At 63.7% G+C, this 17,591-nt stretch carries 14 protein-coding genes, 1 pseudogene and 1 riboswitch; of the genes and pseudogenes, 5 read left to right on the forward strand and 10 right to left on the reverse strand.

What is annotated here, in order from left to right; translation table 11 throughout:
• Window positions 1-213: 213 nt before the first annotated feature.
• The 5 genes and pseudogenes from rhlE2 to ahcY all read right to left on the reverse strand — a co-directional run bounded on the left by rhlE2 (window position 214) and on the right by ahcY (window position 6,763).
• Complete coding sequence (rhlE2, locus tag Q6A48_RS05615; RefSeq protein ID WP_304552563.1) at window positions 214-2,067, reverse strand: RNA helicase RhlE2; 1,854 nt, start codon at window positions 2,065-2,067, stop codon at window positions 214-216.
• A gap of 227 nt (window positions 2,068-2,294) precedes the next feature.
• A pseudogene (locus tag Q6A48_RS05620) lies at window positions 2,295-3,105 on the reverse strand (substrate-binding periplasmic protein); the annotation flags it as partial.
• A 56-nt stretch (window positions 3,106-3,161) separates the two neighbouring features.
• Window positions 3,162-4,244: a hypothetical protein gene (locus Q6A48_RS05625; protein ID WP_304552565.1), complete on the reverse strand. Its 1,083-nt coding sequence runs from the start codon at window positions 4,242-4,244 to the stop codon at window positions 3,162-3,164.
• An 83-nt stretch (window positions 4,245-4,327) separates the two neighbouring features.
• Window positions 4,328-5,173 (reverse strand): methylenetetrahydrofolate reductase [NAD(P)H], encoded by an 846-nt coding sequence (gene metF / locus Q6A48_RS05630; protein WP_304552566.1) that lies wholly within the window; start codon window positions 5,171-5,173, stop codon window positions 4,328-4,330.
• Between the two features lie 180 nt (window positions 5,174-5,353).
• Window positions 5,354-6,763 (reverse strand): adenosylhomocysteinase, encoded by a 1,410-nt coding sequence (ahcY, locus tag Q6A48_RS05635; protein WP_304552567.1) that lies wholly within the window; start codon window positions 6,761-6,763, stop codon window positions 5,354-5,356.
• A gap of 23 nt (window positions 6,764-6,786) precedes the next feature.
• A riboswitch (S-adenosyl-L-homocysteine riboswitch) is annotated at window positions 6,787-6,893 on the reverse strand.
• 188 nt (window positions 6,894-7,081) lie between these two features.
• Here ahcY and Q6A48_RS05640 point away from each other — a divergent pair.
• On the forward strand, window positions 7,082-7,483 hold the full coding sequence (locus Q6A48_RS05640) for an acyl-CoA thioesterase (RefSeq protein ID WP_042729535.1): 402 nt from the start codon (window positions 7,082-7,084) through the stop codon (window positions 7,481-7,483).
• Window positions 7,484-7,686: 203 nt separating this feature from the next.
• The gene (locus tag Q6A48_RS05645) at window positions 7,687-8,568 is read left to right on the forward strand and encodes a formate/nitrite transporter family protein (RefSeq protein ID WP_304552568.1); all 882 of its coding nucleotides are present in this window, start codon (window positions 7,687-7,689) and stop codon (window positions 8,566-8,568) included.
• Here the strand turns inward: Q6A48_RS05645 and Q6A48_RS05650 are convergent.
• Window positions 8,538-10,367 (reverse strand): patatin-like phospholipase family protein, encoded by a 1,830-nt coding sequence (locus Q6A48_RS05650; protein WP_304552569.1) that lies wholly within the window; start codon window positions 10,365-10,367, stop codon window positions 8,538-8,540. The genes Q6A48_RS05645 and Q6A48_RS05650 overlap by 31 nt on opposite strands.
• 428 nt (window positions 10,368-10,795) lie before the next feature.
• A complete protein-coding gene (locus Q6A48_RS05655; RefSeq protein WP_304552570.1) occupies window positions 10,796-11,956 on the reverse strand; it encodes an MFS transporter in 1,161 nt (386 codons plus the stop codon).
• Between the two features lie 302 nt (window positions 11,957-12,258).
• Between Q6A48_RS05655 and Q6A48_RS05660 the strand changes: the two genes are divergently transcribed.
• Window positions 12,259-12,642, forward strand: coding sequence for an MAPEG family protein (locus Q6A48_RS05660; RefSeq protein WP_304552571.1), 384 nt, complete (start codon window positions 12,259-12,261; stop codon window positions 12,640-12,642).
• A gap of 123 nt (window positions 12,643-12,765) precedes the next feature.
• Here Q6A48_RS05660 and mltA read toward each other — a convergent pair whose 3' ends face one another.
• On the reverse strand, window positions 12,766-13,953 hold the full coding sequence (gene mltA, locus Q6A48_RS05665; RefSeq protein ID WP_304552572.1) for a murein transglycosylase A: 1,188 nt from the start codon (window positions 13,951-13,953) through the stop codon (window positions 12,766-12,768).
• Between the two features lie 125 nt (window positions 13,954-14,078).
• Here mltA and Q6A48_RS05670 point away from each other — a divergent pair, with 125 nt between their 5' ends.
• A complete protein-coding gene (locus tag Q6A48_RS05670) occupies window positions 14,079-14,528 on the forward strand; it encodes a c-type cytochrome (protein WP_304552573.1) in 450 nt (149 codons plus the stop codon).
• 16 nt (window positions 14,529-14,544) lie between these two features.
• Here Q6A48_RS05670 and Q6A48_RS05675 read toward each other — a convergent pair whose 3' ends face one another.
• On the reverse strand, window positions 14,545-14,940 hold the full coding sequence (locus tag Q6A48_RS05675) for a DUF1090 domain-containing protein (RefSeq protein ID WP_304552574.1): 396 nt from the start codon (window positions 14,938-14,940) through the stop codon (window positions 14,545-14,547).
• 90 nt (window positions 14,941-15,030) lie between these two features.
• Window positions 15,031-16,704, reverse strand: coding sequence for an NAD-dependent DNA ligase LigB (ligB, locus tag Q6A48_RS05680; protein WP_304552575.1), 1,674 nt, complete (start codon window positions 16,702-16,704; stop codon window positions 15,031-15,033).
• A 203-nt stretch (window positions 16,705-16,907) separates the two neighbouring features.
• Between ligB and Q6A48_RS05685 the strand changes: the two genes are divergently transcribed.
• On the forward strand, window positions 16,908-17,528 hold the full coding sequence (locus Q6A48_RS05685; RefSeq protein WP_304552576.1) for a LysE family translocator: 621 nt from the start codon (window positions 16,908-16,910) through the stop codon (window positions 17,526-17,528).
• The last annotated feature ends 63 nt before the right edge of the window (window positions 17,529-17,591 follow it).

Here is a 17,591-nt window from a genome sequence, read left to right on the forward strand (position 1 = left end):
TCCAGCACCATGCTGGCAGCCTTGAGTTTGAACTCACTCGAATAAGATTTACGCATAGCCAAACACCTCAGATTTGGGCGCCATCATAGCGCCCGATTGAAGTGTCCAAAATCATTAGGCCAGTTCAAGCTCGCTCCCACATTTGGATTTCTGTCGGGCCAAAAAAAGCCCCAAGTCGCGAGACCCGGGGCATTTTTTTACGGCGTGGAAAACTCAGCGGTTGCGGGTCAGCAACGCCGGTTTTTCGCCCCGTGGGCGGCTAGGCAGTTGATCCAGCTGCTCAGGCGTCGGGAAACGATCGATCTTCGATTCCTTGTGCATGATCTTCGGCTGGTTGCCACGCGGGTTCTGCACGGCCGGTTCCTGGCGAGGCTGGTCGTCACGGGCCGGGCGGCGAGGGCGGGAGTCTTCGCGGCGTGCCTGGCCGTCCCGGGGAGCCCCGTTACGTGGACCGTTGCGCTTGGCGGGCGGGGTGCCGGTGGACGAGCCGTTGCTGTTGCGCGGGCCGTTCTGGCGACCCTGGGACTGGCCGCTGCGTGGGGCACCCGTGCCTTGTGCCGGCGCACCCGGGCGACGACCACGACCTTGGGCGGGCTTTTGCTGCGGTACGTAGTCGACACGGTTACCGAAATTGTCGATGTCGTCGTCCAGGAACTCGTCCGGGGCACGATCGGCTGCGGCACGCGGGGCTGGACGCTGCTGTTCGCGAGCCGGGCTGCCTTCACGGGGCTTCTGCTCGCGGGCCGGGCGTTCGCCACGGCCGCTGCTGGCGGATTTTTCCTTGCCCTTGTCCTTGCCTTTGTCCTTGCGGCCGCCACCGCCACCGCCATTCGGACCGTCGCCACGTGGGCCGCGGGCATTGCGCGGGTTGCGCACGTCCGGGCGTTCACGCACTTCAGGCTTCTCGGCCTCGATGGTGCTGGCGTCGAAGCCCATCAGGTCGCCGTCGGCGATTTTCTGCTTGGTCATGCGCTCGATGCTCTTGAGCAGCTTTTCCTCGTCCGGTGCGACCAGGGAAATCGCTTCGCCCGAGCGACCGGCCCGGCCGGTACGGCCGATACGGTGCACGTAATCTTCATCGACGTTCGGCAGCTCGAAGTTGACCACGTGGGGCAGCTGATCGATGTCCAGGCCGCGGGCGGCGATGTCGGTGGCGACCAGGATGCGCACTTCACCGGCCTTGAAGTCGGCCAGGGCCTTGGTGCGGGCGTTCTGGCTCTTGTTGCCGTGGATCGCCACGGCTGGCAGGCCATGCTTGTCCAGGTATTCGGCCAGGCGGTTGGCGCCGTGCTTGGTGCGCGTGAACACCAGGACCTGTTCCCAGGCGCCGGCGGTGATCAGGTGCGCCAGCAGGGCGCGCTTGTGGCTGGCTGCCAGGCGGAACACACGCTGCTCGATGCGCTCGACCGTGGTGTTGGGCGGCGTGACTTCGATGCGCTCGGGGTTGTGCAGCAGCTTGCCGGCCAGGTCGGTGATGTCCTTGGAGAACGTCGCCGAAAACAGCAGGTTCTGGCGCTTGGCAGGCAAGCGGGCGAGGACTTTCTTCACGTCATGGACGAAGCCCATGTCGAGCATGCGGTCGGCTTCGTCCAGCACGAGGATCTCGACGTGGGACAAGTCGACGCTGCCCTGGCCGGCCAGGTCCAGCAGGCGACCGGGGCAGGCCACGAGCACGTCCACACCGCGGGACATGGCCTGGACCTGCGGGTTCATGCCCACGCCGCCGAAGATGCAGGCGCTGACGAACTTCAGGTCGCGCGCATAGATCTTGAAGCTCTCGTGGACCTGGGCCGCCAGTTCGCGGGTCGGGGTCAGGACCAGCACGCGCGGTTGGCGCGGGCCATGACGCTGGGATTTGTCTGGGTGACCGTTGGGAAACAACCGCTCCAGGATCGGGAGGGCGAAACCGCCGGTTTTACCAGTGCCTGTCTGCGCCGCGACCATCAGGTCGCGACCTTGCAACACGGCGGGGATGGCCCGCTGTTGCACCGGGGTAGGCTCGGTGTAGCCGGCGGCTTCGATGGCGCCGACTAAAGCCTCGGAGAGACCGAGGGAAGCAAAGGACATGAGTAATCCTGTTTTAGTGAGGGCCTGGCCCAATGGGATAGTCTTGCCTGGCGCGAATGACGTTCAAGAATGTCATCCCGTCCGGTCCTGCCGGGTCTGGAAGGCGGGTCCGGATACGGCTCGCGCTGGGCTGGAAGCTGCGCTGTAGCGGTGTCGGGAGACCTTTTGCAAGACCGGGCGTCCGGGCGTGAGCCTGGCGGGAAGGCCGGAGTATAACAGAGCAAACGCCGTGCGCCGCTTTCCTGCTGCTCAACGGTGTATTTCGGCGTTGGCCGCGGCCGGCGGCAGTGCCTGGGCCATTGGCCCGGCGCCGTATCGGGCACTCAGCTCGGCATAGGCCGGCTCGCGCTTGAAACGCTTGAGCTCGGCCCCGAAACGTTGCACCAGCAGGTCCATGCCGGCGCTGCGCCGCACCGCCAGGTACTGGCTCTGGCGGCTCACGACCGTCGGGTTCTCGGTGATCTGGTCGCCGAGCTGCATCTGCTCCAGGACATGACGGCCGACGCGACGGTCGGTGATGAGCAGGTCGATCCGGCCCAGTTGCAACTTGCCGAAGTTGGCCTCGTGGGTGGGCGCGGTTTCCCGCTTGAACAGGTTCGACTCGCTGAAGGCCTGGCTGTAGAGATAGCCGGGCGATGTACCGACGGTCAGCCCTTGGAGGTCATCGAAGGTGCGGAAGGGATGGGGCCGGGCGTTGGCGTAGAACATCACGAACTCCACGTCCGACAGCGGTTCGCCGGGGTACAGCAGCGTGGCGTCGCGCTCGGCGCTGTGGAAAATGTCCAGGGCGCCGTCCGCCAGCCCCTGCTCAAGCATCGCCAGGCAACGCTTCCAGGGCAGCAACTGCCATTCCACGTCGATGCCCAGGCGCTTGAACACAATGGCGGTGGTTTCGTAGTCCAGGCCGAGAAGCTTGCCGTTCTCTTCGTAGACATACGGCGCCCAGGGCTCGGTGACGATGCGCAGTTTTTCGGCCCGGGCGGCAATGCTCAGGCACGAGAGGAGAAGGGCTGTCAGTAACTGGGCAATGACGGGCATGGCCCTGAGGTTACGACGAGAGCTGATCAAATAGCTAGAGCGCTCTGGTCCGCACCTTAGTTGCCCTTCGCCTGCATCAGGTGCTCGTAGATGACCTCGCGGCGCTCACCCAGTACCAGTCGAATCAGTGGATGATTGAGCCAGCGCTTGAGTTCGTGGTCTTCCAGCGGTTTGTTCAGGCGTCCTTCGACGTTTTCCAGGGCTTTTTCCCACCAGACCGGGGCGCAGGCCTGGTCGAACGGGTTGGTGTGGCGGTAGCAGCCGTAGAGGATCTCGCGCATGAACTGGCGTTTATGACCGGGCAGCGCCAGGGTGATGAACTTGTAGGCCTGGCGTTGGAACGCGGGAGGGCGGGGCAGGACGGTAGTGACTTGCGCCGTTTCATCCAGCGCTTGCTGGCACGTGGGGGCGGCACGGTGTTTGTCGAGCCAGGCCTTGGTCTTGGCGCGGAACAGTTGCTTGCGGCTCCAGTAGTGGTGGATCAGGTCCGGGCATTCGCGCAGCTCGACCGAGCGATACACGGCCACGGCCAGGCAGAACTCTTCCAGGGTGTACGCCCCCTTGGCCAAGGGATACAGCTCGTCCATCAGTGCGATGGAGCGATCCAGCACCCAAGCCTCCGTGTAGTTGAGGCCAATGACCCCCGAATTCAGCAGGGGCATGCTGTCCTCGGCCAACTGGCGCTGGCGCAGGAGGTCCGCCAGCGTCAGGTACAGGAGTGAGTCCTTGTTGGCGCCATAAGCCAGGTTGACGGCATTGCACAGCAATGTACCGGGCTGGATACGGCGGAACAGTTCGAGCGGCGAGCAATGGAAGAAGGTGTCGGTGTCGATCAGCAGCGCCAGCTCGGCTTCCTCGAGCACCTTGCGCATCACCACGTGCTTGGCACGGAAATGATAGCCGTGGGGTTCGATCCAGGCCTTGCGGGTCTCTTCATCCAGGAGGCGCAAGCGCACCGGCAACCCTTCGTAGGGTGCCGGATCGTCGGTGAACACCTGGATGTCCAGGGCTTCGCCGGGGGTCTTGCGCAGGCCGGCCAGCGCGCTGGCGATGCTGAACAAGGCCTCCTGGTGATAGGTCTCGGCCCCATAGACCAGGTAAATCAGTTGGGGGGTCGTTGACCTCTGACCGTTGAGCATCTACTGCAATCCTTCGAATATCTTTGGGTGAAAAAAAGGCCCTGGTGTTGCCAAGGCCTTTTTCGTACCAGCACGTTGAGCCTTCAACGTGGCAGTTTGAGGTTGTTCCATACCGCCAGGCTTGGCTCGGCCTGGTTAAGGGTATAGAAATGCAGCCCCGGTGCTCCGCCTTGCAACAAACGTTCACACATTTGCGTGATGACGTCCTCGCCGAAGCGCTGGATGCTGGACGTGTCATCGCCATAGGCTTCCAGCTGCTTGCGGATCCAGCGCGGGATTTCCGCTCCGCACGCGTCGGAGAACCGTGCCAGCTTGCTGTAGTTGGTGATCGGCATGATCCCCGGCACCACAGGAATGTCGACCCCCATTTGACGCACGCGTTCGACGAAATAGAAGTAGCTGTCGGCGTTGAAGAAGTACTGGGTGATCGCGCTGTTCGCCCCGGCGTTGGCCTTGCGGACGAAATTGCGTAGATCGTCTTCGAAATTGCGCGCCTGCGGGTGCATCTCCGGGTAAGCAGCGATTTCGATGTGGAAGTGATCACCGGTTTCTTCACGAATGAAGCTCACCAGTTCATTGGCGTGGCGCAGCTCGCCGCTGGCCATGCCCATGCCCGAGGGCAGGTCGCCGCGCAGGGCCACGATGCGTTTGATACCCGCTGCCTGGTACTGGCCGAGCAGGCCGCGAAGGTCGTCCTTGCTGTCGCCGACGCACGACAGGTGAGGCGCGGCCGGGACTTGGACTTCACTTTCGAGCTGCAGCACGGTGTTCATCGTGCGATCGCGGGTCGAACCGCCGGCACCGTAGGTGCAGGAGAAGAAATCGGGTTTGTGGCTGGCCAGCTGGCGGGCAGTGGCGATCAGTTTTTCATGCCCAGCATCGGTCTTCGTCGGGAAGAATTCGAAGCTGTAGCGACGGTCTTGGGACATGGTCATATCCTTGGAAACTCGTAAGCCGGTAAGGCCTGCAGACCCCTTCCTGGAGCGGGTTCATGTGGGAGCGAGCCTGCTCGCGATTGGCATCGCCTCGGTCCGATCGCTGGATCGAGGTGTCTGCATCGCGAGCAAGCTTTGCTCCCACAGGCCCGCTCCCGAAGGGAGGGGCGCCGGTCAGTAGCGGTAGGCGTGCGGCTTGAACGGGCCTTCGACGGCGACGCCGATGTAGTCAGCCTGTTGCTTGGTCAACTGGGTGACCACGCCGCCGAAGCCGCGGACCATTTCCAGGGCCACTTCCTCGTCGAGTTTCTTCGGCAGGACTTCCACGGTCAGGCGCTCGGCTTTCTGGGCTGGCGACAGGTCGGCGTACTTCTGGCCGAACAGGAAGATCTGGGCCAGCACCTGGTTGGCGAACGAACCGTCCATGATCCGGCTCGGGTGACCGGTGGCATTGCCCAGGTTAACCAGGCGGCCTTCGGCCAGCAGGATCAGGTAGTCGTCGTTCTGCGGGTCGAAGCTGCCGGTACCGGTGCGGTGGACCTTGTGCACCTGTGGCTTCACTTCTTCCCAGGCCCAGTGCTTGCGCATGAAGGCGGTGTCGATTTCATTGTCGAAGTGACCGATGTTGCACACCACGGCGCGCTTCTTCAGGGCCTTGAGCATGTTGGCATCGCAGACGTTGACGTTGCCGGTGGTGGTCACGATCAGGTCGATCTTGCCCAGCAGGGCCTTGTCGACGCTCGCTTCGGTGCCGTCGTTGATCCCGTCGATGAACGGCGAAACCAGTTCGAAGCCGTCCATGCAGGCTTGCATGGCGCAGATCGGGTCGACTTCCGAAACCTTGACGATCATGCCTTCCTGGCGCAGGGACTGGGCCGAACCCTTGCCCACGTCACCGTAGCCGATCACCAGGGCCTGCTTGCCCGACAGCAGGTGGTCGGTGCCGCGCTTGATGGCGTCGTTGAGGCTGTGGCGGCAGCCGTACTTGTTGTCGTTCTTGCTCTTGGTCACCGAGTCGTTGACGTTGATGGCCGGGATCTTCAGTTCGCCCTTGGCCAGCATGTCCAGCAGGCGGTGCACGCCGGTGGTGGTCTCTTCGGTCACGCCGTGGACGTGTTCCAGCACGGCCGGGTATTTCTTGTGCAACAGCTCGGTCAGGTCGCCGCCGTCGTCGAGGATCATGTTGGTGGCCCATGGCTGGCCATCCTTGAGGATGGTCTGCTCCAGGCACCACTCGTACTCCTGCTCGGTCTCGCCTTTCCAGGCGAACACCGGGATACCGGCGGCGGCGATGGCGGCGGCGGCCTGGTCCTGGGTGGAGAAGATGTTGCACGACGACCAGCGCACTTCGGCACCCAGGGCAACCAGGGTTTCGATCAGCACGGCGGTCTGGATGGTCATGTGGATGCAGCCGAGGATCTTCGCGCCCTTGAGCGGTTGCTCGCCGGCGTATTTGCGGCGCAGGCCCATCAGGGCTGGCATTTCGGATTCGGCGATGATGATCTCGCGACGGCCCCAGGCAGCCAGGGACATGTCGGCGACTTTGTAATCGGTAAAACCTGCAGGCGTGATAACAGCGCTCATGAAGAGCCTCCATTCGTAATGTATGCGAATGGGCGCCGTTGTGCGTTTAGAGTCCATGCAGGTTGCCCCGTACGAACAACGCCCCATCCGAGCCTGACAGGTCGAGCCTGCTGCAGCGCCCCTCGGACAGGTGGCGGGAACGGTCCAGCGAGGACCGGCTAAAGCGGTGGCGATTATAACGGGCCGGGCCGATCTGCCAAAGGGTTTCTGTCGGCAAATCAAAATTGCCGATGGTCGTTATAGGACCCGCGACGTAGAGCCCGGCCGGCTGGTCTGCCATGATGCAGCCATTCATCGGCCAGACACTCAGGAGTGATCATGAATTTCCACACCCGCAAGTGGGTCAAGCCCGAAGACCTCAACCCCAACGGCACGCTGTTCGGCGGCAGCCTGTTGCGCTGGATCGACGAAGAGGCGGCCATCTACGCCATCGTCCAGCTCGGCAACCAGCGGGTGGTCACCAAGTACATCTCGGAGATCAACTTCGTCAGCGCCTCGCGCCAGGGCGACATCATCGAACTGGGGATCACCGCCACCGAATTTGGCCGTACCTCCATCACCCTGACGTGCGAGGTGCGCAACAAGATCACCCGCAAGAGCATCCTGACCGTGGAGAAAATGGTTTTCGTCAATCTTGGGGAGGACGGTTTGCCAGCGCCCCATGGGCGGACCGAGATCAAGTACGTCAAGGATCAGTTTCAGGATGCCGTTGTCGAATGATGTCCGCGGCGTAGCCATCGCGAGCAGGCTCGCTCGCACATGGTCTTCGGGTCCATCAGGGAATTTGTAATCGCCACCCATTCCTTTGTGGGAGCGAGCCTGCTCGCGATGACGGCTTCAAGGCGACGAGTATGAGGCCCGCCACTGAACAGCTCCAGGCGCCACGTGTCGTAGCTACATCACGCCACCGGTTCAGGAGCTGTATGGACACTCACAAAGACGGCAAGACCCCTGACCTTTCGGCTCAGGAACAACACGAAGTCCAACGCAACCAGCCGCCGCGGGCGGCGGTGTTGCATGAAATCATCCGCACCCAGGGTGACCAGGAGCTGGAGCGCAGCATCGCCGCGCTCTGGTGGTCGGCCCTGGCGGCTGGCTTGACCATGGGCCTGTCGCTGATGGCGATGGGGCTGCTCAACTCCCGGCTGCCGGACCATGAAGGCTTCAAGGTGATTGCCAGCTTCGGCTACTGCGCGGGCTTTCTCGCGGTGATCCTGGCCCGCCAGCAGTTGTTCACCGAAAACACCCTGACCGCCGTGTTGCCGATCATGAGCAAACCGACCCTGGCCAACTTCGGTCGGTTGCTGCGGCTGTGGGGCGTGGTGTTGGTGGGCAACCTGTGTGGCACCCTGCTGGTGGCCTACGTAATGCTGCACCTGCCGATCTTCGATGCGCGCACCGACCAGGCCTTCCTGGAAATCGGCCGCAAGGTCATGGAGAACGACACCGGCCAGATGTTCGCCAAGGGCATCATTTCCGGCTGGATGATCGCCACCATGGTCTGGATGATCCCGTCCATGGAAAGCGCCAAGATGTGGACCATCATCCTCATCACTTACCTGATGGCGCTCGGCGACTTCACCCACATCGTGGTCGGCTCGGCGGAAGTGTCCTACCTGGCGTTCGCCGGCCAGCTGTCCTGGGAAGACTTCTGGATGGTCTTCGCCGGGCCGACGCTGGCGGGCAACATCATCGGCGGCAGCTTCATCTTTGCCTTGATCAGCCACGCGCAGATTCGCAGTGAAGTGGGCCCGCCAAACGTCAAGCCATCCGATCAGCCAAGGCGGCCCGCCGACTCGGCGTGAACGGGTGCCCGATGCCGGGCCCCCGGCCCGGGCGTCGACAAGTTGAACTGCATGTCGCGCAGCGTCCTGCGGGTTGTCGACTCAGGATCGAGCATGCCCGTGTAGCGCGATCGGTAGTTCGTGATGACCCGTTCAAGCGATCGATTGAATGCGGCCTTTTGCTCGCTTGAATGGCTGGAGCTCCCCGGCTCCTGCAACTCCCGGAGTTCCCGGATGGCACCATTGATCAGCTTGATGTTCCCATCGGGCTGGCCGCCGAGAAAGCGTGCGGGGTTGAGCACGTGCTGCACGACGTTGGAGATCCGCGTGGCAATGTCCTGCAGGTGCATGTTCTCGACAGCCTGCTGGGTCACCTCGGAAAGGGCCCCCGGCGCATCCTTGTCCCATTCGACGGCGGCCTGGAGGAACTGCATGAAGTCCGGGTCATTGCCGTGATTGAGGCGTTTGGCCAGCCACTCCAGCTTGCCGGGCTGATCCGCTAGCTGGTCGAGGGCCCAGATGGCCCTGCGTATCGGCGGCGTGGGTTCAAGCGTGGCGGACGTCTCGTTGGCCTGTTTGATCGCTGTCTTCAATTGCGTCAACGCCTCTTGCGCCTGCTCCCTGAAGGCGATCAGCCCGGCGCAGGCTTCGTCGCCTGCCAGCTCTGGGCTTAGCTGTGCGAAATCCTTGTCGCCAAAGGCCAACAGGGCGTCTTCGATCGAGGTGAAAGAAAAGGTTTGCCGGGTGGCTTTGCGATCTTCCAGATGGGTCTGGACAGCCTTGCGCAACGCTTCCTGGAGAAGATTCTTGGTGTCCTTGGGCATGCTGAAATTCACCGTTCCGTTCAACAGGCCGCGGTAATCGCCTTCGGCAATCTTCAGCGGCACGACGACGATCTGCTCGGCAAACGACTTCAGTTGCTCGGCGTTCCAGGCGGAGCTGGCCGTGTAGGGGGCCTTGAGGACACGGTCGATCAGGGCTGAAAGGCCCGTGCCCCGTTGGGCTTCCTGGGCCGATGCCTCTGCCTCGAATACCAGGATCAGAGGCTCGCCTTCCGGAATCGGGCCCATGGACGTCACCGGGTTATAAATGGCACTGACCGGCGTATTGTTCAGGATGCCGCCATCGGCACAGGGCAGGGTGGCGCCCGTCAGTTGGAACGGCTGTTCTTGCAGGGTCGGCTTGCTGAACACCAGCGGCAGCGATGCGGATATGAGCGCGGCCACGGCAATGTCCATGTCGGGGGTCAGGGCCGCGCTGAAGACCACCGATTGCGTGCCCTCTTCGAACATGGCGGTGCCGTTGATTTCCAGGGATTTGAGTTGCGGGATCTCTTGGCTAAGCACTGCCAGGTCGGCAAAGGTGACGTATTGGTGCTCCTGCACCTTGGCAACCGCTTGTTGCGCCTTTTCGGACAGCGGCTTCGGATGTTCCTTGCAACGCTGCAAGAGCGCCGCGCAGGACTTTTCCCGAATCATGTTTTCCAAGGGCACTCCCTTGGAGCCCAGGCGTGGCAACAGATCACACAGCAACTGCGCCAGCGGAATCTTTTTCAGTTTCTCGCCCAGGTTTGAAAACCCCTTCTGCCAGGCAGAAATCTTAGGGTCGCTGCTGTCGAGCAGGGACACGAGGGACAGGTTGTCGGAGATGTCGTCGAAACCCGCATGACTCATGCCGCTGGCGAGCAGCGCGGCCGATATGGCCCCCGCCGAGGCGCCTGAAATTTCCCGGATAAGGTCCATGACGCCGCTGGCTTCCAGCTCTTTGACGAGGCCGGAGTAGGCCACCCCCTTGGCGCCTCCGCCACTGAGCGCCAGCACGGTGATGGGCGGTCGATCCAGCGTGACCTGGACACTGCCGTCTTCGTTTCGAACGAGGGTGATCGACCGGTCTGTGGCGTTGCAGGCCAGTTGTTCGGGGAACTCAGGGGCGGCTTGGGTAGCGGGGCGGTCCAGGTTTTCAGCAGGGAGGGCGGAAGGGGTGTGTTGCGAGATAGCTAGCATGGCTGGTTCGTTCCGTGTGCCAGGGAGGAGGACCGAACTGTAAGCAAGATCTGAGGGAAAACTGCGTTGTGACTCAATTGGACAACTATCCGCCGGCGGCCGACAACCGCCGGCGGAGATCAATCAAAAGCCCTCTGGAACAAGGCTTCTGGCAGGCCGGTAAATTAACTCGCGCAGGCGGGGACAAAGTCGTACCGAACGCGTCGTACATTCATCCATGGGACGGGGCCGATTTCCCAAGGCCCTCAAGCGGCGGCGGCCGCCATGCGTCGTTGTCGTTGGATGAAGAACAGGGCGGTCAATACCGTGAGGCCGCCGACCGCGGCCCCGGTCCACGGCAGATCCGCCAGGTTGGCACCGCTGGCCACCACCAGCCCGCCGATCCAGGCACCGGCGGCGTTGCCGAGGTTGAAGGCGCTCTGGTTCAGGGTCGAGCCGAGGTTGGGGGCATCGGAGGCCTGGTCGATGATCAGCAGTTGCAGGATCGGGCACAGGGCGAAGGCGAAGATGCCCCACAGCACCAGGGTGATCGCCGCGGGAATCACCGACTGGCTGGTCTGGCTGAACGCGGCCAGGACCAGCACCACGGCCAGGGCCATCGCCACCAGCGCCGGCAACAGGCGTCGATCGGCCAGGCGCCCGCCGAGGAAGCTGCCCGCCGTCAGGCCGACGCCGAACAACAGCAGCATGACGGTGACGCCGTGGGGGCTGACGCCGGTGATGTCCTGCAGGATCGGTGCGATGTAGGTGAACACGCTGAACAGGCTGGTGGAGGCCAGCACGCTCATGCCCAGGGCGAGCAACACGTTGACCTTGCCTAGGACCTTGAACTCGCTGGCCAGGTTGGCTTTTTCCATGGGGATTTCCCGGGGCAGCCAGGCCCATTGGGCGATCGCCGCGACCACGCCGATGACCGCCACCGCCCAGAAGGTCGAGCGCCAGCCAGCGTATTGCCCCAAGGCCGTGCCCAGCGGCACGCCCAGCACATTGGCCAGGGTCAGGCCGGTAAACATCATTGCGATCGCCTGGGCCCGCTTGTTCGGCGCCACCAGCCCGGCAGCCACCACCGAGCCGATGCCAAAGAACGCCCCGTGACACAGTGCGGTGATGACCCGGGCGGCCATCAGCGTGGCGTAGTTCGGCGCGAGGGCGCAGAGCACGTTGCCGAGGATGAACATCAGCGTCATGCCCAGCAGCGTCGCCTTGCGCGGCATGTTGGCGGTGCCGATGGCCAGGATCGGCGCGCCGAACACCACGCCCAGGGCGTAGCCGGTGATCAACAGCCCGGCCTGGGGAATGCTCACGGCCAGGTCACGGGCGACATCGGGCAACAGGCCCATGATGACGAATTCAGTCGTGCCGATGCCGAAAGCGGCGACGGCCAAAGCAAGCAAGGCGAGTGGCATGCGCAAGGTCTCTGTCTATAGTCTTGACGCTCTGATCAGGCATACGCATGCCGGCGTCCCGGTTCGAATGAACGAGGCGCTGGCGGATTTTGTTGGAATTGGTCTATGCGCAACTGAGGGCGGCGTGGTCGCCGGCAGTATAGACGGCTGTCGATGGATGCGTGAACCTGATGGCACCGCTCGGCATGCGAACCTTTTGCCCGGCCGTGGCTCTTAGCCTGCAGGCGGTTGCCGGTTGGCAGGCTGTTCACGTCCTGTTTTGCGTCACACTCAAACATAGAACTCGAAGAAGGAAATGCGTCATGACGGTTGCCCTGTGGTGTATCTTGATCGCCTTCATCCTGCCCTACCTGTGCATCGGCATTGCCAAGGCCGGTGGAAAATTCCGCTTGCGGGACAACCACGACCCGCGGGATTTCCTTGAAAGCCTCGACGGCGTTCCCCGGCGTGCCTACGCTGCGCAACTGAACAGCTTCGAAATCAACCCGGCGTTCGCGGCCGCGGTCATCGTTGCGCACCTGGCCGGCAATGCCGAACTGGTAACCATCAACGTGCTGGCGGTGCTGTTCATCACCAGTCGCCTGCTCTACATCATCTGCTACCTGGCGGACTGGGCGATCCTGCGTTCGCTGGTTTGGCTGGTGGGGGTGGGGCTGGTGGCGAGTTTCTTCTTCGTTTCGGTCTGAGCCTGGCTTCAGGCTTTCGGGGGTATTCGCTGGCCTCATCGTGAGCAGGCTCGCTCCCACAGGAACATTGGTCGATGTGGGCGCGAGCCTGTTCGCGAGGAGGGCGGCACTGAGGGCAAGCCCTCAAGGATTGGCGCTGACGGCATTCGCCACCTGCGGCACTTGCGGCAACCCCATGCCCTTGGGCCACAGCATCCAGATCTGGCCCTGCTGCTTCATGTCCCCGGCCAACTGCCCGGCGGCGTCGCCGGTGCCCCAGAACAGGTCGGCCCTGACTTCGCCGGTAATCGCGCCGCCCGTGTCCTGGGCGGCGACGGGGCGGTTCAGGGGGCTGCCGTCGGGGCGCGTGGTGGACAGCCAGAGCAGGCTGCCCAGCGGGATCACCTTGCGATCCACCGCCACGCTGTAGCCGGCGGTCAACGGTACGTTCAACGAGCCTCGCGGGCCTTCGTTGCTGTCGGGGTTGCGGTTGAAGAACACGTAGCTGGGGTTGCTGCCCAGCAACTCGGGAATCCGGTTCGGGTTGGCCTTGGCCCAGGCCGCGATGGTGCCCATGGTCACGTCTTCCTTTTTCAGCTCGCCCTGTTCCACCAGCCAGCGGCCGATGGGCCGGTAGGGATGGCCGTTCTGGTCGGCATAGCCGATGCGCAACTGGCGGCCGTCATCGAGGCGAATGCGACCCGAGCCTTGGATTTGCAGGAATTGCAGGTTCATCGGATCGGTGAGCCAGGCGATCACCGGCGCCTTCACCCCGTTGGCCTCGATGGTGGCGGCGTCGTCGTAGGGCTTGAGCACCCGACCTTCGAGGCGGCCGCGCAGGCGCTTGCCCTTGAGTTCGGGGTAAAGGCTGTCCAGTGCCACGATGATCATGTCGTCGGGTACGCCGTACACCGGGACGTTCGCGTTGGCCGTGCGGGTGAGGCTGCCTGGGTAGACCGGCTCGTAGTAGCCGGTGATCAGGCCGTTGGGGCTGTTATCGCCCGAGCGCAGCCCATAGACGTCCAGGTGTTGCTTGAGGAAATTGCGTACATCGGCTGCGGTCTGCGGCACATTGGCCGCCGCCGCGCAGGTCGGGCCCCAGCTCGCGTCCGCCTTGAGCCGGGTGCAGGCGCTGCGCCACGAACCGAAACCGGCCAGCAGATCCTGGTCGGACACGGGCGGCAAGGCCTCCCACGGGGCGCTGACGTACGTGGCGAGGGCATGGGTCTGGGGCTCCTCGGGCTTTTCGCCGCGATTGCAGCCGGCCAGCAACGCGATCAGCGGTAGGGTCAACGCCAGGCCTTTGTGCCAGGTCTTGATGCGGCTGTTCATGAAGATTTCCCTTGCAGTCATCCGAACGCTGTCAGGCGCTCGAACAACCCGTATTGTTGATAGGGCCATTGGTCTTTGCCGATGACCCGAGGATACTAACCGCCGTTTCCTGTCCCGAGGCCAAGATGTTTGTAAAACGAGTTTCCCTGGCTGTACTGGCTTGCCTGCTGTTGTCCGCCTGTGGCGGCGTCGATCCCAACTCGCCCCTGGGCCAGCGCAAGGCGATCTTCAAGCAGATGCTCAAGACCAACGAGGAGCTGGGCGGCATGCTACGCGGTCGCGTTCCCTTCGATGGCACCCGATTCGCCGCGGGCGCGGTGCAGCTCGATCAACTGTCCCACGAACCCTGGAAACATTTCCCGCAGGTGCGTGAGCAGGATCACACCAGCGCCCGGGATGAGGTCTGGCAGAAACAGGCGCGCTTCCAGGAACTGGCCCGCCACCTTGAAGCGGCCACTGGTGAACTGGTGACCATCAGCCAGGTCCAGCCCTACAAGGCCAGCAACCTGGGGCCGGCCGTGCAGAAGGTCGAGGATGCGTGCAGTGCCTGTCACAAGGAGTTTCGCGATCATTGAAGGGTAAGCTTCAGGCTCACTTGTCCAACTCATCCACGGCTTCCTGCAGTTCCTTGCGCGAAGCCGCCAGTTTGTCCTTGCGCTTGTTGATTCGCTCGGCATCGCCTTTCTTCATGGCCTTTTCCAGGTCGGCCTGGCGTCGGCTGACTTCGTGCTTGGCTTCGAGCACCTTGTTTTCACGTTCCTTGCGCAAGGACGCGTCGGTGCAGTGGGTGGTGACTTCGCTCAGCGCCGTCTCCAGGCCGGCCTGCTGATCCGGGTTGCCACGGGACTTGGCCAATTCGATCTGGTTGATGATGCCTTGGCGCTTGGCCGCGCAGCCGGTCAGCTCCGGGCCTTGTTCGTCCGCCAGCAAGGGGGTGGCCATGGCGCTGCACAAGACCAGCAGGGCAACGGGGGACAGGAAATTCATAGCAACTCCGTAAAAAATCGCGAGCGGGTCGACACCGGTGCGCTGTTGGAACGCATGCCGGCCCCTTGGGTTCCACCCTCGGCGCCGGGATTAAAACCCATCGACCCCGGCGGTGCGTAATACGTCAGTCAGGGCCAGCACCTGCGGGTCGCGAAAAAACGCGCTCAGTTGCGCGGCGCGTTCCGGTCCGATGCCGGCCTCGGCTTGCCATTGTTCGGTGTTTCGCTCTGCCAACGCCTGCCATGGCCCGTCCAGCCGAGCCTCGCCAGTGGGCGGCAGGCCCAGGGCCTTGAGCCATTGCTGGAAGGGACGTTGCCGGGCACTTCGCAGGCTGGCGAGCAGGCGGGCGCTGCTGAGTTCGCCGAATCCGCCAATGTTAGCAAGCTCGGCGGCATCGAGGGTCAACCAATCCAGCAATCCGTCGAGTCGACCGGCGGCCAGGAGTTTTTTCCAGGTCCCCGGACCGACATGGGGCAGCGCCAGCCCATGCTTGCCGCTCAACCACGCCAGGCGCGCGAGGAACTGGTCTTCGCAACCGGGCGTCGGTTGCCAGCAACTCAGCCAGTGGTAATCGGCAGGCGTCGGCACCTCGAGCGGCAGGCGCTCGACGTTACGCAGCACGACGCTGTCGAGTCGCGGGATGGTGAGCCCGGCCAGGCTGATGGCGACCTGGTCGCCGGGGCGGATGTCCATTGCCTCCCAGTGCTGGAGGGAGCTGACGCTCACCCGGCGGATCCGGCGGTCGTCGAGCCGGATGGGTTCGAGTTCCAGCACCGGGGTGATGCGCCCGGTGCGGCCGATCTTGAAGCGTACCTGGCGGACTTCGGCGAGCGCCTGGGCATGGGGGTACTTCCAGGCCACGCTCCAGAACGGCGGCCTGGCCTGCCAGCGGTCGGCGGGCGGTCGACGGCTCTGGCGCAGGACGATCCCGTCGCTGGCAAACGGCAGGGGCGAACGGTACCAATGGTCGCGCCAGCGCTTGGCATCGGCCAGCGTCCGCACCGGTTGTGTGTAGTCCAGGGTGCCGGTGAAGCCCAGTTCGCCCAGCCGGGCCATCCGTTCGGGCAGGGTTGGCGGGCCTTCGGGCCAGTCCCAGATGAACAGCCCCATGTAGATACCGTCCTGAAGCGACAGGCTGGAGCGCATCATCAGGCCCGCGATCGTCCCGCGTGCATTGAGGCTGCCGCGGCTGGCCTGGACATGGTCGTCCAGGCGCCAGTACAGCTCGCCCTGGACCAACAGGTCCACCGGCTGGCGCAACCGTTGGGGAATGCTGGCGATCTTGCGCACGGCCCAGGTCCAGTCCTGCCCCCGGACACCGTCGCCTCGGCTGATCGCCTGGTGCAGATGCCCCTGGCGATAGATCAGGCTCACGGCCACGCCATCGACTTTCGGCTGAACCCAGACATCGTCCTTGCCTTGCAGCCAGACCCGTACGGCCTCGGCATCCTTGAGTTTGTCCAGGCCGGTATGGGCGATCGGGTGGGGTACCTTGCCGCCCGCCGTCCGCAACGATGTGTCCGGTGCCTTGAGATCGAAGCAGGCGCGCCAATGGTCTAGCCGGGCGCGGGTCTGGTCATAGAGTTCGTCGGCCACCAGGGACCGGCCGAGGCGGTGATAGCTGTCGTCCCAGCTATCGATGCTTTGTTGCAGGGCGCCGACCCGTGCCTGGGCGTGCTCGGCGGACCAGTCGGGGCAGGGCGCCGCGATGGCGGGGCAGACAATCAATGTGAAGCAGGTGATGAAGAACAGAAACGGCAGCATCGAAGCGTCCTTGCTCGTGGGTGTCCCTGAAGGCTAGCCAGGGATACGGCAGGCGCGAGGCCCGGAGCGTTACCGGATTTTGCCGGCGTGATGGCAAAGCCGCGGCGGTACAGTGCGGGGTGATTTAGTCTCGCAACTGTCCCTTGAAGCCATCGCGGGCCGGTGCAGAATGACCCTTCGATCCCTCCGCCAGGTGCGCCCCGATGAACCTGACCACGCTCGCCGTCTTTATCCCCGCCTGCTTCGCACTGAACATGGCGCCAGGGCCGAACAACCTGTTGTCCATCAGCAATGCTTCGCGCTATGGCTTCGCCCGGGCGTGCAGCGGCGGCCTCGGGCGCCTGCTGGCCTTCGCGATCATGATCGCCCTGGCCGCATTGGGGCTGACCGCGGTGCTGCACACGTCGGAACTATTGTTCATGGGCATCAAGCTCATCGGGGCGGGCTATCTGCTCTACCTGGCCGTGCAGTTGTGGCGGGCGCGGCCCGAGGCGGCAGGCGATTCAACGGTCGCCTCGATGAGCAGGGCTAGCCTGGCGCGCCAGGAGTTCCTGGTGGCCATCGGTAATCCGAAGGCGATCCTGCTGTTTACCGCGTTCCTGCCCCAGTTCGTCGATCGCAGCGGCACCGTGACCCAGCAGTTCGCGGTACTGGGCGGCCTGTTCCTGGCGTTGGAGTGCGTTGCCATCGGCTTGTATTGCTACATGGGCCTTCACGCGCGGCGGCTGTTCGCCCGGCCAAGCGGCAAGCGGCTGTTCAACCGGATGTGCGCGGGCCTGCTGGCGAGTGCGGCGTCGTTCCTGCTGGTGGCGCGGCGGTCTTGATTCAGGGCTGGGCCCTGCGGCATGAAAAAGCCCCTGGCGAGCGAGTCGCCAGGGGCTTTTCAA

It is taken from the genome of Pseudomonas citrullilanati, assembly GCF_030580855.1.
In the GTDB taxonomy this organism is placed as follows: domain Bacteria; phylum Pseudomonadota; class Gammaproteobacteria; order Pseudomonadales; family Pseudomonadaceae; genus Aquipseudomonas; species Aquipseudomonas citrulli.